This is a genomic window from Celeribacter sp. (assembly GCF_048261515.1).
In the GTDB taxonomy this organism is placed as follows: Bacteria; Pseudomonadota; Alphaproteobacteria; order Rhodobacterales; family Rhodobacteraceae; genus Celeribacter.
In genome coordinates, this window is record NZ_JBLXFZ010000005.1 from 266,496 (window position 1) to 280,666 (window position 14,171).

14 protein-coding genes are annotated in these 14,171 nt (G+C 60.7%); 4 read left to right on the top strand and 10 right to left on the bottom strand.

Going from position 1 to position 14,171, the window contains the following annotated elements; genetic code table 11:
• Position 1 precedes the first annotated feature (1 nt).
• Together ACN0SC_RS11170 and ACN0SC_RS11175 are read right to left on the bottom strand one after the other, a co-directional pair.
• Positions 2–508 carry a hypothetical protein gene (locus ACN0SC_RS11170; RefSeq protein ID WP_417249759.1) on the bottom strand — a complete coding sequence of 169 codons (507 nt, stop codon included), beginning with the start codon at positions 506–508 and terminating at the stop codon, positions 2–4.
• Positions 508–1,233, bottom strand: a complete 726-nt coding sequence (locus tag ACN0SC_RS11175; protein WP_417249760.1) for a 16S rRNA (uracil(1498)-N(3))-methyltransferase — start codon at positions 1,231–1,233, stop codon at positions 508–510. The genes ACN0SC_RS11170 and ACN0SC_RS11175 overlap by 1 nt, the downstream gene beginning before the upstream one ends.
• A gap of 11 nt (positions 1,234–1,244) precedes the next feature.
• On the opposite strand from ACN0SC_RS11175, the gene ubiA reads away from it, so the two are divergent.
• The 3 genes from ubiA (at position 1,245) to ACN0SC_RS11190 (ending at position 4,635) form a co-directional block, all read left to right on the top strand.
• On the top strand, positions 1,245–2,225 hold the full coding sequence (ubiA, locus tag ACN0SC_RS11180; RefSeq protein WP_417249761.1) for a 4-hydroxybenzoate octaprenyltransferase: 981 nt from the start codon (positions 1,245–1,247) through the stop codon (positions 2,223–2,225).
• Between the two features lie 68 nt (positions 2,226–2,293).
• A complete protein-coding gene (locus tag ACN0SC_RS11185) occupies positions 2,294–4,309 on the top strand; it encodes an OmpA family protein (protein ID WP_417249762.1) in 2,016 nt (671 codons plus the stop codon).
• Positions 4,306–4,635 (top strand): hypothetical protein, encoded by a 330-nt coding sequence (locus ACN0SC_RS11190; RefSeq protein WP_417249763.1) that lies wholly within the window; start codon positions 4,306–4,308, stop codon positions 4,633–4,635. The genes ACN0SC_RS11185 and ACN0SC_RS11190 overlap by 4 nt, the downstream gene beginning before the upstream one ends.
• Position 4,636: 1 nt before the next feature.
• Here the strand turns inward: ACN0SC_RS11190 and ACN0SC_RS11195 are convergent, their stop codons facing one another.
• On the bottom strand, positions 4,637–5,524 hold the full coding sequence (locus ACN0SC_RS11195; protein ID WP_417249764.1) for a LysR family transcriptional regulator: 888 nt from the start codon (positions 5,522–5,524) through the stop codon (positions 4,637–4,639).
• Between the two features lie 139 nt (positions 5,525–5,663).
• Between ACN0SC_RS11195 and ACN0SC_RS11200 the strand changes: the two genes are divergently transcribed.
• The gene (locus tag ACN0SC_RS11200) at positions 5,664–7,166 is read left to right on the top strand and encodes a CoA-acylating methylmalonate-semialdehyde dehydrogenase (protein WP_417249765.1); all 1,503 of its coding nucleotides are present in this window, start codon (positions 5,664–5,666) and stop codon (positions 7,164–7,166) included.
• Between the two features lie 159 nt (positions 7,167–7,325).
• Here the strand turns inward: ACN0SC_RS11200 and ACN0SC_RS11205 are convergent, their stop codons facing one another.
• The 7 genes from ACN0SC_RS11205 to ACN0SC_RS11235 all read right to left on the bottom strand — a co-directional run bounded on the left by ACN0SC_RS11205 (position 7,326) and on the right by ACN0SC_RS11235 (position 14,095).
• Entirely contained in the window at positions 7,326–7,769 is a 444-nt protein-coding gene (locus ACN0SC_RS11205; RefSeq protein WP_417249766.1) for a molybdenum cofactor biosynthesis protein MoaE, read from the bottom strand.
• A 3-nt stretch (positions 7,770–7,772) separates the two neighbouring features.
• Positions 7,773–8,021, bottom strand: a complete 249-nt coding sequence (moaD, locus tag ACN0SC_RS11210) for a molybdopterin converting factor subunit 1 (protein WP_417249767.1) — start codon at positions 8,019–8,021, stop codon at positions 7,773–7,775.
• The gene (gene pgsA, locus ACN0SC_RS11215; RefSeq protein ID WP_417249768.1) at positions 8,014–8,685 is read right to left on the bottom strand and encodes a CDP-diacylglycerol--glycerol-3-phosphate 3-phosphatidyltransferase; all 672 of its coding nucleotides are present in this window, start codon (positions 8,683–8,685) and stop codon (positions 8,014–8,016) included. The genes moaD and pgsA overlap by 8 nt, the downstream gene beginning before the upstream one ends.
• Before the next feature lie 18 nt (positions 8,686–8,703).
• Positions 8,704–10,584: an excinuclease ABC subunit UvrC gene (gene uvrC / locus ACN0SC_RS11220; protein WP_417249769.1), complete on the bottom strand. Its 1,881-nt coding sequence runs from the start codon at positions 10,582–10,584 to the stop codon at positions 8,704–8,706.
• Between the two features lie 350 nt (positions 10,585–10,934).
• Positions 10,935–11,888 (bottom strand): calcium/sodium antiporter, encoded by a 954-nt coding sequence (locus tag ACN0SC_RS11225; RefSeq protein WP_417249770.1) that lies wholly within the window; start codon positions 11,886–11,888, stop codon positions 10,935–10,937.
• Between the two features lie 168 nt (positions 11,889–12,056).
• A complete protein-coding gene (locus tag ACN0SC_RS11230) occupies positions 12,057–12,851 on the bottom strand; it encodes a S49 family peptidase (RefSeq protein ID WP_417249771.1) in 795 nt (264 codons plus the stop codon).
• 95 nt (positions 12,852–12,946) lie between these two features.
• Positions 12,947–14,095, bottom strand: a complete 1,149-nt coding sequence (locus ACN0SC_RS11235; RefSeq protein WP_417249772.1) for a zinc ABC transporter substrate-binding protein — start codon at positions 14,093–14,095, stop codon at positions 12,947–12,949.
• Positions 14,096–14,171: the final 76 nt, after the last annotated feature.

Genomic DNA, 14,171 nt, shown 5'->3' on the forward strand with positions numbered 1-14,171 from the left:
GTCAATGCACGGAGACTGTGCGTTTGCGCCATATCTGCACTGGCGATTTCGGCGCAGCCTTCAACTGCCGTAGCATTTTCTCGGTCTCGATCCCTTCCAAGGTCACGAAAACGTCAAACAATTTGTCTGCCCCATGCGCATCCAGAGGGATCTGGAGCGGGGTCTGTCCCGATGCTTCGATCTGCCAATGGGCGGGGCCGCGTTCGGCAGGCAGGAGCAGCACGCAGGTCAGATCGGCAATCTCCACCTGCCCGCCGCCCATAGGCGTGAGATAGCTCACCACCCCCTCGTCCACCTCAACCGCACCATAACCACCCGACGCGCCCTTGAACCGCGCGCGCTGGATTGCGGCAATGGCAAAGATCACGGCAACCGCACTCGCGCCCAGCGCGACCCAGCGGACCACACCAAAGGACGCCGACGCCCACCACAACAAGAGCGCAACAACTACGCCCCCGACGATCACTTCGCGCCAACGCCACAGGAGAGCTTGCACTTCAGGGCGCATCAGGACCAATCCCCCAAATGTTCCTGCCAAAGCGTCAAGGCCGCCACCGCCGCCGTGTCAGCACGCAGGATACGCGGCCCGAGCGAGACCGCATGGGCAAAATCAAGCGCGTGAAGCCTCTTGCGTTCGGCTTCAGAAAAACCACCCTCCGGCCCAATGAGGATGGCCCATTTGCCCCCCTTCACCGCGCTCAAGGTCTGCGCCGCGCCGACAAGCGCCTCGTCGCAAAACATGATCTGACGCTCGGCATCCCAGTCGGCCAGTACACGGTCGAGCTTCTCCAACCCCGTCACTTCAGGCACATAAGTCCCGCCGCATTGCTCGGCGGCTTCCAACGCATGCGCCTGCAAACGGTCCTGACGGATGCGCTCGGAATTGGTGAACTCCGTCTGTACGGGACAAATCTTCGCGGCACCCATCTCGGCGGCCTTCTCGACGATGAAATCCGTGCGTGCCTTCTTGATCGGCGCGAATAGAAGCCACAGGTCGGGCGGCATCTGCAAATCGCGGGTCTTGACCCGACAGGTCAACTCCCCCGCCTTCTTGTGCGCGCGCGTCACTTCAGCGGCAAACTCTCCATCGCGCCCGTTAAAAAGCGCGATCATCGCCCCCTCGCCCTGACGCATCACGCCAAAGAGATAATGCGACTGGTCCCGATCCAGAGGAACGGTTTGCCCTTCGGCCAAAGGGTGATCTACAAAGAGACGGATTTTCGTTTCAACCATGAGACCGATATATGACCGATGACCGCGTAACGCCAGAGAGCGATGGACCAGAAACCGAGGGACAGGTTTTCGACGCCGTTCGTGGGAACTGGGTGGACCACTACGCGCCGCAATGGTCGCGCCCCTACCTGCGCCTGAGCCGCGCGGACCGTCCCGTGGGCACTTGGCTACTGCTCATCCCATGCTGGTGGGGGGCGCTTCTGGCCGCGTCACAGGCGGGCGGGTTCACACCCCGCACCCTCTGGATCATGATCGGATGTGCGCTCGGCGCGTGGCTGATGCGCGGCGCGGGCTGCACATGGAACGACATCACCGACCGCAAGATCGACGCGGGCGTGGCGCGCACCCGCTCCCGCCCCCTCCCCTCGGGACAGGTCTCCACGAAACAGGCGCTGGCTTGGATGTGCCTGCAAGCCCTGCTGGCCCTCTGCATCCTGCTGACATTCGGGCCCCTTGCGATTCTTCTCGGCTTCGTCTCCCTCGCCCCCGTCGCGATCTACCCCTTTGCCAAACGCTTCACATGGTGGCCCCAGGTCTTTCTGGGCATTGCGTTCAACTGGGGTGCGCTTCTCGCCTATGCCGCCGTGGCGGGTGAACTCAACGCCGCGCCCGTCTTCCTCTACCTCGCGGGACTGGCGTGGACCCTGTTCTACGACACGATCTATGCCCACCAAGACAAAGAGGACGATGCCCTCATCGGTGTGAAATCCACCGCGCGCCTCTTTGGCGACGACACCGCGCGTTGGCTTAAACGCTTCCTGATCGCCACCGTCCTGTTGATGACTGGCGCCGTGGTTGAAGCACTGTCAGAAGGCGGCGTTCTCTCCCTCGTTGTCGCCATTGGCGCCCCTTGGGCAATGGGCTGGCATATGGCGTGGCAACTCTCCCGTCTTGACATAGACAACACCGATAGATGCCTGCATCTTTTCCGAAGCAACCGCGACGCGGGCCTTCTCGCTGCGCTATTTCTTGCCACTTCTGTGTTCGTGTGATTGCGGGTTAACGAGTATCGTCCTAAGAGAAGGGCAAACCACATAAACCGAGAGCAGAGCCCCCGTCCATGCGCTTATCTTCCTTCGTGCCGACCGTCGTTGCTTTCGTTCTCGCTGCTGCGATGTCTTTGGTCGGTGCGAATTTCAGCACACGGGCCATCGAAACGGTCTCCCAAAACGCGGTTCAGGAAAAGCTCGCTGTCGAAGGGTTCAACTGGGTCGAGGTGCAAACAGACGGGCTACAGGTCGTCCTGTCAGGCACCGCCCCCGACGAAAGCACCCAACTCGCCGCCCAGCGCGCCGCAGGTCACGTTGTCGATCCCGCCCGTGTGATCAACGTGATGGACATGGAAGCCCGCGAATCCATCGGCGCGCCGCGCTTCTCCATGGAGATCCTGCGCAACGACCACGGCATTTCCCTCATCGGCCTCGTGCCGACGCAATGGGACCGCGAGGCCTTTATCCGCTCCGTTGAGAAAGCCGCCTCGACAGGTGCCGTAGCCGATCTTCTCGAACAGGCCGACTACCCGATCCCGCCCGCATGGGAGGATGTTGCCGAGTTTGGCCTTGAGGCCATCGAACGCCTGCCGCGCTCGAAAATCTCGCTGGCTGCCGACGGGATCGACGTGACCGCTCTGGCCGACAGCAAGGAGCAGAAGGCACGGCTCGAACGCGCGCTGCATGAGATGAGCCCCAACGGGATCGACGTGACCATCGACGTGGCCGCCCCGCGCCCCGTCATCACGCCCTTTACCGTGCGCTTCCTGATCGACGAAGAGGGTGCGCGCTTTGATGCCTGCTCGGTGGAGACACCCGAAGGTCATGCCCGCCTGATTGCCGCCGCACGTGCCCTTGGCGTCAGCGATCCCTCCTGTGTCATCGGTCTCGGCGCGCCGACCGACGACTGGGCCGCTATCGTTGAAGGTGCCATGCGCGCGGTTGCCGAGCTTGGCACGGGCACGGTCACTTTCTCCGACGGTGAGGTTTCTCTCATAGGCACCGCAGGCACCTCCACCGTTCTCTTCGACAAGGTCGCGGGCGAGTTGGAAGCCGACCTGCCCGACAGCTTCACCCTGCACGCACGCCTGCCCGAGCCTGAGACCGACGAGGCCGAGGAAGCCCCGCAATTCCTCGCCATCCGCTCCCCCGAAGGGCAGGTCCAACTGCGCGGTCGCATCCCCGACGACCGCACCCAAACCGCCACCGAAGCCTATGCAAAAGCCGCCTTCGGCGCGAACACGGTTTACTCCGCTCTGCGTCAGGACACCGATCTGCCGCAGGGCTGGTCGATCCGCGCACTCGCCGCCATCGAAGCCCTCGCACAGCTTCAAAACGGCTCGGTCACGATGAAAGAGGATCACGTCCGCATCCGTGGCCGCACGGGCGACCCCGATGGCAAGGCGCTCATCACGCGGCTTCTGGCCGAGAAACTGGGATCAGGCTCCGAGTTCGACATCGAAGTGGAATACGTCCGCAAGCTTGATCCCGTCCTCGACCTGCCCGAACCACAAGAATGCGTCGACCGCGCCAATGCGGTGATCCAGTCGGCCAAGATCGTCTTCCCCCCTGGCTCCACCGATGTCGACGCCAGCTCCACCGACACGCTCGACCGCCTCGCAAAAGCCTTCGAGAACTGTGAGAACATGGAGATCGAAATCGGCGCCCACTCCGACAGTCAGGGCCGCGAAGAGATGAACCTGCAACTGAGTCAGGCCCGCGCCAATTCCGTGCTCAACGCCCTGATCGCGCGCCGCGTGGTCAGCGTCGACTTCACCGCAGTCGGCTATGGCGAAGCCCATCCGATCGCCACCAACGAGACCGAAGAAGGCCGCGAGGCCAACCGCCGCATCGAGTTCAAACTCGCAGGTGCTGCCGAGACTACGGACGAAGCAGCGGACGACAACGGCGACGAAGCGGACGCGACTGAGGCGACCAGCGAAACCGAAGAAACAGATGACGCCGCCATGACCGACGACGCAAGCGACGACGCGGCAGCAGACGAAGAACAAAGCGACGAGGCGACAGACGCGCCCGCAGAAACTGACACCGACGCCGAAGCGACGGACGAGGGAGAGACGGAATGAACGGAACCGAGATGATCATCTACACGGCCATTGTGCTGTTTCTGGCCTTCTTGATGGGATGGTTCGCGCATTGGATCGTTCACCGTTTCGTTCGCGTCGGACAGGGCGATATGTCCGACCTCGACCAGATGGCGCAACAACTCCACGAAGCCGAGGAACAACGCGATCAGGCGGTCGCCTACTTCCAGCAACGCGAAGCCGAAATCACCAACCAGTTGAGCCAGACCGAGGCGGAACTGGGTGCGGCGATGGACGGTCTGCGCGAGGCACGCCAAGAGGCCGAGGAACTGCGCAGCTACATCGAGCGCATCAACGCCGCAGGCTGAGCTACCCCTCGTGAACCCAATCGCGGTTCGCGCTCACCAACTCCGTGATATAGGCCACCACCGCCTTGAGGCGGCGCAACTCCCTCTGCGTCTCGTGATAGGCCAGCCAGTATTCCCGCCGCGTCGATAGCGGCGTCTCAAGGCGCACCAGATCAGGCTCGGACAACGCCAGATAGTCGTGCAACACGCCAATCCCCGCGCCCGCCTTCACCGCCTGCATCTGCGCCACCGCCGAGGCGATTCCAAGCTGCGGCGCGATCCCGCCAAAGTATTCGGCGGCATAGTCCAGCGACGGCGAAAACAGCAGATCCTCCACATAGCCGATCACCCGATGCCCCTCGAAATCCCGCGCCGCATCAGGCACGCCGTGACGCGCGATGTAACTCCGCGACGCATATAGCCCGAGCGAATACTCCGTGAGCTTGCGCGCCACCAACCGCCCCTTTTGCGGACGCCCCACCATGATCGCCAAATCCGCCTCCCGCTGTGACAGCGAGAAACTGCGCGGGATGGGCACCAACTCGATCCGCAAGTCAGGGTAACGGTCCAACAGCGGCGCAAGACGCGGCGAGAGATATGAGACCCCAAACCCGTCTGGCGCACCGATCCGAACCACACCGCTGGGCTTCGTGCGATCAGCAGCAAAAAGCGCCTGCCCCTCCAGAACCGCGCTTTCCGCCCGCTCCAGCCGCGCCGCCAGCGCCTCACCATCCTCCGTCACGCGACACCCCGATGGCCCGCGCACGACCAGTGTGGTCTGCAAATCCGCCTCCAGCGCCGAGAGCCTCCGGCTCAAGGTCGCCTGATTAAGCCCGACTGCCCGCGCAGCACCCAAAAGCGTGCCCGCGCGCACAACGGCCAGAAATATCCGCCCGTCATCCCAATTCATCACACGCTCCTGCCGTTGCCATCTGCCCCGCTATCTTTTCCTGTTATGCGTATATGCATATCGAAAAGCAATATTTGACGTGCATACAAACAATTCCACAAACTCTATCGTGCCCTCAATAGGACCAATGGAGAGACCCATGACCGAGATTGCCCACTTCATCAACAACGCCCGCGTCGCAAGCACGTCTGGCCGTAACCAGCCCGTCTTCAACCCTGCTACGGGTGAAGAGGCCAACACCGTCGCGCTTGCGTCCACCGCCGAGGTCGACGCCGCCGTTGCCGCTGCGAAAGCCGCTTGGCCCGCATGGTCCAAAACTCCAGCCCTGCGCCGCGCCCGCATCCTCGACAAGTTCAAGAACATCCTGTGGGACCGCGCCGAAGACCTCGCACGTGCCATCTCTGCCGAACACGGTAAGACCCATGACGACGCGCTCGGCGAAGTGACCCGCGGCATCGAAGTCGTCGAATTTGCAGTCGGCGCACCGAGCTTCCTCAAAGGCGAGTTCTCCGAGAACGTCGGCACCAATGTAGACAGCTTCAACATCCGCCAGGCACTCGGCGTTGTCGCGGGGATCACCCCGTTCAACTTCCCCGCCATGGTGCCGCTGTGGATGTTCCCCGTAGCACTGGTCACGGGCAACACTTTCGTCCTGAAGCCCTCCGAGCGTGACCCCTCCGCCTCCCTCCTGCTCGCAGAATGGCTAAAAGAAGCGGGCCTGCCTGATGGTGTGTTCAACGTGGTCCAAGGCGACAAGGTGGCCGTGGATGCGCTCCTTGAGCATCCTGACGTGAAAGCCATCTCCTTCGTCGGCTCCACGCCCATCGCGCAATACATCCACCAGACAGGCACCGCGAACGGCAAGCGCGTTCAGGCTCTTGGCGGCGCGAAAAACCACATGGTCATCATGCCCGACGCCGACCTCGACATGGCTGCAAACGCTCTCATGGGCGCGGCCTTCGGTTCGGCTGGCGAACGCTGCATGGCGATCTCCGTGGCGGTTCCCGTCACCGACGCTGTGGCAGATGCACTGATCGAGAAACTGACACCGATGATCGAATCGCTCAAAGTCGGCCCGTCCACGGACAAAGACTCCGACATGGGCCCCATCGTCACCGCGCAATCGCTTGAGCGCATCCATGGCTTCCTCGACGGTGCCGAAGCCGAAGGCGCGAAAATCGTCGTCGATGGTCGTGAGTTCAAGCAGGACAAGCAAGGCTACGAGAACGGCTTCTACATCGGCGGTTCGCTCGTCGATAATGTCGAGCCCGACATGCGTCTGTGGAAAGAGGAAATCTTCGGCCCCGTCCTCTCGGTCGTGCGCCGCAACACCTATGACGACGCAGTGGCTCTGATCGACCAGTGCGAATACGCCAACGGCACCGCGATCTTCACCCGTGACGGTGACACCGCCCGCGCCTTCTCGCAGGACATCGAAGTTGGCATGGTCGGCGTGAACGTTCCGATCCCCGTGCCGATGGCCTTCCACTCCTTTGGTGGCTGGAAAGCGTCGATCTTCGGCGATCACCACATGCACGGGATGGAGGGTGTCCGTTTCTACACCCGCATCAAGACCACGACGCAGCGCTGGCCCACGGGTCAGCGTACCGATCCCGAATTCACCATGCCGACGCTCGGCTAAGGGATCGCGCCGAGGCGCATCAAGACAACGAAAGGCGCCCTTGCGGGGGCGCCTTTTTCATGTGCCGTGGCTCAGTGAAGGAATGAACGCAACGCGCGCAGGGGTCCGACAGATGTCCGACGCATAGCCGACGGATGTCCGACAGGGGTTTTCGGTGTTTTACCAGCGCCTTAGCGCCGCCTCGTCCTCATCCTTGGCTTCGACCCACGAGGTGCCCGATTTGGTCACTTCCTTCTTCCAGAAAGGCGCGCGGGATTTAAGGTAATCCATCAGAAATTCGGCAGCCTCGAATGCCGCCTTTCGGTGCCGCGCGGCGGTCGCAACCATCATGATCTGATCGCCCACTGGGATCGCGCCGAAGCGGTGTATGACACGGCAATCGGTCAGCGCCCAGCGCGTCACAGCCTCCTGTGCAATGGCCTCAATCGCCGCCTCACACATGGCAGGATAGTGTTCAATTTCAAGGTGTTGCAGATCGCCCGTATCGTCGCGCACCCGTCCCGTAAATGAGACAGTTGCGCCCGTATTGGCCCCCGTCCCGAAGCCCTCAAGCTCGCAGGCCAGATCGAAATCCTCGGCCTGCACGCGCACTTGCGGGATCATATGTCAGCCCCCTGTCATCGGCGGGAAGAATGCCACTTCACGCGCACCGTCAAGCGAGGCATCGAAGTCGGTCAATTCCTGATCCACCGCCACGCGCAAAGAGCCTAAGTCACCGAATGCAAAGGCATATCTCTCGTCGCGGGCTTTCAGCTCATTGACCAGACCAGCCACAGTCGCAGCCCCCGTCTCCACCCGCTCCCGAGGCACCCCGATCCGCTCCCGCACCCATGCGAAATAGAGCACGTCAATCATCGGTAGGTTCCTTAAGGAAGGGCATCGCTTTGCGAAGGTAGTCAATCCCCGTGATGACCGTCAAAAGCGCCGCGACCCACAGCAGGGTGATCCCCCCGCCATAGGACCAGACCATGCCGTAATACTTCCACCGCAGCCCTGTCTCGTCGGCAATCTCTCCCGCCAGAATCCCGTCGATCGTGGCCCCGTCCATGCCGAAGGTGCCCATGCCGACGTAGTGCGAAAACAGTCCGTAACTCAACAGGATAGCAATCGACACCATCTGCGCCGTGGTTTTCCATTTGGCCAGTTTCGTGACCTTCAACAGCCCCGCCGTCGTGCCCAGAAACTCGCGCAATCCCGAAACGAATGTCTCGCGCAACAGAATGAATGCGGCGGGGAAAATGATGAGCGGTGTGGGGCCGAAATTCATCGCCAGAACGACAAGCGCGGTAACGACCATCGCCTTGTCCGCAATCGGATCAAGCATCGCCCCAAAGCGCGACATCTGGTTCCACGCGCGCGCGATGTAGCCGTCCACGAAATCCGTCAACGACGCCCCGACGAACAGCCCCAAGGCCAGCCAGTCAGCAACAGGATGCGGCAGGAACAAGAACACCAGCGCAATGCCAGGAGCACAGAGCAAGCGAAAGACGGTGAGTATATTCGGTATATTCCAGGTCATAGCATCCTGCTTACAGGCTTATCCGCCCTCATGGAAGAAGTCGTAAACCGTCTGCGCCACCTTCTCGGAAATTCCGTCAACGGCCTTGAGGTCCGCAAGGTGGGCGCGAGACACCGCTTTTGCCGAACCGAAATGCGCCAGCAACGCCCGTTTGCGCGCAGCCCCCACGCCAGGCACATCGTCAAGCGGCGTGGCGCTGATGGCCTTGGACCGTTTCGCACGGTGCGTGCCGATGGCAAAGCGGTGCGCCTCGTCGCGTAGGCGCTGGATGAAGTAGAGCACGGGATCATTGCGTTGCAGGGCGAAGGGGCGCTGGCCTATGCGGTGAAATTCTTCTTTCCCGTGGTCACGATCCACCCCCTTGGCCACGCCGACCATCGGGATATCCGTCACACCTAGATCGCGCATGATCTCATGGACCGCCGAGACCTGCCCCGCGCCACCATCAATGAGCAATAGTTCGGGCCAATTCTCGCCTTTACGCTCGGGATCTTCTTTCAACAGACGTTGGAACCTGCGGGTCAAAACTTCCTTCATCATGCCGAAATCGTCACCCGCCGTGATCTCGTCACCTCGAATATTGAACTTGCGGTACTGGGATTTCATGAACCCTTCTGGTCCCGCCACGATCATCGCGCCAACTGCGTGTGCGCCCTGAATATGGGAGTTGTCGTAGACCTCGATCCGCGCGGGAGGCTCATCGAGCCCGAAAGCCTCCGCAACGCCCTTAAGCAACTTCGCCTGCGCCGCGCTTTCGCTCATCTTGCGACCAAGGCTTTCACGCGCATTGCGCACCGCGCCCGCGACCAGTTCCGACTTTTCCCCCCGTTGCGGAACGAGGATCTCGACCCGATGCCCTGCTGCTTCCGATAGAGCGGCTTCCAGCAACTCCTTGTCGTCTACATCATGGCTCAGGATCAACTGACGCGGCGGTTCCTTCTTGTCATAGAACTGGCCGATGAACGCGCCCATGACCTCCGCCGAAGACACGTCATTGCCGACACGCGGGTAGAAATCGCGATTCCCCCAGTTCTGGTTCGCGCGGATGAAGAAGACCTGCATACAGGCCTGCCCACCTTCCATGTGCAGCCCCAGAATATCCGCCTCACGCACGGTGCGCGGGTTGATGCCCTGCGAGGTCTGCACAGAGGTCATCGCGCGAATACGGTCGCGCAATGCGGCGGCACGCTCGAACTCCATCGCCTCGGCCGCCTCGCTCATCTCTTTGGCGAGCTTGGCCTGTAGCCCGGTGTCCTTGCCCTGCAAGAACCGCTCCGCTTCCGCGACCAGCTCGGCATAGTCGACCTCCGATATCTTGCCCACACAGGGCGCGGCGCAGCGTTTGATCTGATGCTGGAGACACGGGCGCGTGCGGGTGGCGAAGTCACTGTCGGAGCAATTGCGCAGGAGGAAGATTTTCTGCAACTGGTTCAGGGTCGAATTGACGTTGCTCGCACTGGCGAACGGGCCGTAGTAGGCCCCCTTCCGTTTCTTCGCGCCGCGATGCTTGGTGATCGCGGGGAAATCGTGGTCCTTCGTCACCAGAATATTGGGGAAGGATTTGTCATCGCGCAGAAGCACGTTGTAGCGCGGCTTGAGCTGCTTGATGAGGTTCTGTTCAAGCAACAGCGCCTCGGTCTCTGTGCGCGTCGTCAGGAACATCATCTGGCTTGTCTCGGAGATCATCCGAGCAATGCGCGGCGAGTGGCCGTGGGGGCGTGCGTAGTTGGATACGCGATTCTTGAGGTGTCGCGCCTTGCCGACGTAGAGCACGTTGTGTTCGGGATCGAGCATCCGATAGACGCCCGGCGATCCGTCAAGCGTTTTCAGATAGCCCTCGATCACCGCATGGCCGCGCGGTGGTGCATCCTGCTCAGTTTTTCCAGCGTCAGCGTCCATTTGGCCCTGCCCGTGATTCCCAATGCGCTCTGCAATCTTAGCGGCTCCACCGCAAGAGGAAACTCATCCACTGTTTTTGTGGATAACTCTGAAGATAAGTTTTCGTGAACGGCAGATTTTCGTTGCTACGCTGCCGCTTCCACGATTTGCCCACTTTTTAAGCACAGCAATAACTCATTGTAATTGTTGTGAACTTTAGAGCGCCTCACGCAACCCATTGAAACTATTTACATTTTATTTACACAGGCGGAGGGAATTCGCGCCCCGTGCACAACTTGCGGCAGAAGCGCGCAGATCGAGGGAATGAGCAGGCCTCGTGTGTGGTGCCCCAATACCGCGCGGCGCGAGCGCTAAACGATAACCCAAGCGATATAAACCACATAGAGCGCCGAAAGAACGATGCCCCAAGTGCGCGTGATATCGGCCTTTCGCAGCACGAAGGCCCCCAACACGAGAGAGGCTCCCAGCATCACCCAGATGTCGAATGACCGCACCGAAGGATCGACAGGAATATCCCCGAAGAGGCTCGCAACACCGATGATGCCGAGGAGGTTGAACATATTCGACCCGATCACATTGCCGAGCGCCACATCGGTTTCACGGCGCAGCGCAGCCATGACCGTTGTCGCCAGCTCCGGCAGCGATGTGCCAAGCGCAACCAGCGTCAGACCGATCACCGTCTCCGACACATCAAAGGCGCGCGCGATGTTCACAGACGCCCGCACGAGCAGTTCCGCGCCAAGTGGCAGGCCGATCAAGCCCACCAAGAGGAAGGTCATAATGCGGAACCACGACATATGCGGGTCCGCCCCTTCCAACTCTTCCTCGCAGCAGGCTGCCGCAGCGATGGCTTCGTTACGATGGCAGCGGGCGGAATAGGCTGCATGGAGGAGCATCGCCGTCAGCGCGCCCAGCAGGATCAACCCCGACACCCAAGTGAATGGGCCCACAAAGGCCAGAACGATGAAGAGAAGCGTGGCACCGATCATCTGCAAATAGCTCACACGGGAGCTGTCATCGGTCACGCGCAGAGTTGAAATGATGGCGGGTATACCAAGGACGAGCAGGATATTCGCCGTGTTCGACCCCACCACATTACCAAGCGCGAGGTCAGGAACGCCGTCATAGATTGCGGAGATCGAGATCAGAAGTTCTGGCGCGGAGGTGCCTAAGGCCACAATCGTCAGGGACACGATCAGGGCCGGCACGCCAAGACGCAACGACAGGTTCACTGCCCCGCGCACCAATGTGTCGCCCGCAATCAACAAGATCACCAGCCCGCCTAAGGCAATCAGGAAGTCCATCAGGGCCGCCCCTTTCGACAGGCGCAATCGCCCGATCCAATCCGATACCGTCCGCAGTCAGGGCATTTGCGCGAAGCAAGTTTCGCCTGACCAGGAAAACGCAAGCGCCCGAATACGGCTAACACCATGATGAAGACGAGAAACAGACTGATAATTTTGAAAATCATGTCAGAGACCGAACCGCGCCCATTGCACACGCTCCTCTACGCCCAACACAGCGCCTTCGGAAATTGACGCGCCGAACCGTGTCAGAAAGGGCTGCCTCGGGCCGAAAACCGACAGGCGCACCTTATCGCCAAACACGTGTTTCATGTGCGGCACGAGATGATCAATCCCGTCGGCCAGCCCAAGGTCGACCGCGCGTTGCCCTGTCCAGAAACTTCCATCGAACAATTCGACATCAGTGGAAAGTGTCTCTCCGCGCGCCTTTTTGACATGCGCGATGAAGGCCTCGTGAACGTCGCCTTGAAGGTCTTTGAGGCGCGCCACATCGTCGGGGTTTTCGGGGCGAAATGGGTCAAGCTGACTCTTGGAGCCGCCCGAGGTATAGACGCGGCGCGCGATACCGTGGCGGGAGATGAAATCGTCGAAGCCGAAACCTGCCGAGATGACGCCAATCGAGCCGATAATCGAGCTGTGATCGGCAAATATTTCGTCGGCGGCACAAGCGATCCAATAACCACCCGACGCCGCGACATCCTCGATGAAGGCATAGACGCGCACGCCTTTTTCCTTCGCCAGCCGCGCAATCCGCGCGCCGATAAGGGAGGATTGGACAGGGGAACCGCCAGGCGAGTTGATCGAAAGCGCCACGGCAGCAGGCTTCCCCTTGCGAAACGCACGCTCGATTACGGGCGCGAGCGTGACGTCATTAAGACCGCCGCGACGTGTTGTAACAGCGCCGTGAAGGCGCACCACGTTTACGCGCGGCGGCGATTTTCGGAAGGGAACTAATCGGTTCATGAGGTGGATGTAAAGCGGCACAGGGCGCCAAACAAGGGGCGACGAAAGAAATGCCCGCTCAGGTGCCGTTCCGCTTTACATCCTCAGTTGCCGATTTACTCGCAGCTCTCGAACGCGGTCGCGAAGCTTTCGAGCAATTCCACATAGAAGGTGCTGCCAAGCGCGATGTCCGAACCGAGCGGATCAAGAACGGCTTTCGTCACGTCCAGACCATCGGTCACAGCATCAACCAGTTTCGGCGAAAATTGCGGCTCGGAGAAGGCGCAGTTCACGCCCGCATCTTTGACCGCGTCACGCACTTCGCTGAGACGCTTGGGGCTGGGCGCGGATGCGTCGCTAATCGAGATGGCACCAACGGCCTCAATGCCGAAACGGTCTTCGAAGTAGCGGTAGGCATCGTGGAACACGACGAAACGCACGTCGTCGAGGGCATCAATGCGCGCGGCAACAGCGTCCACCGCATCAGCAATCTCGCCTTGCCCCGCCTGCGCATTCGCGCGGTAAGTTTCGGCGTTTTCGGGATCAATCTCGGCCAGTTCCTGTGCGATCACGTCGAGCCAGAGAATTGCGTTGTCGGGCGACAGCCACAGGTGCGGATCGTAGGGCCCGTGGACGTGATCGTGCTCATGAGCATCGTCATGATCATCATGCTCATGTTCGTCATGGTCATCGGCATGCTCTGCGTCTTCGTGATCATGGTCGTGGTCATGAGCATCATCGTGATCGTGGTCATCGTGCGCTTCATGGTCATGATCGTGATCGTCGTCGTGATCGTGATCCTCATGATCGTCGTGATCATGGTCTTCGTCGTGGTCGTGACCATCATGCGCATGTTCGTCGTGATCATGCTCATCTTCGTCATGATCGTGCAAGTCAAACACTGCGCTTTCACGGAACGGCAGTTGAAGGGTACCTTCGACCCCGCCCAGAACAACCTGCTCTGTATCAGGGGCGATACCCTCCAGTGTTTCCCCCAACCATGGCGACAGATACGGGTCCGTCCAAATCACAATATCCGCATTCTGCACTGCGCGCGCATCCGAGGGACGCATCGAATAGTGGTGGGCCGACGCTCCAGGGGGCAGAAGGACATCAGGCGTGCCAACACCGTCCATCACGCGCGCGACAAGGCCGTGGATCGGGGCGATGTCAGTCACAACTTTGGGCGCATCGGCAAGAGCCGGACTGGAAAGGGTGGCCATGACGCCCGCAAGGGCGAACCGGAACAGCGGAACGTTATTCATCGTATGGGTCTCCGAGGTGTGAAATCTGGACGAGGCGACTTGATAGATGATATAGTATAACACATCAATCCCCCTC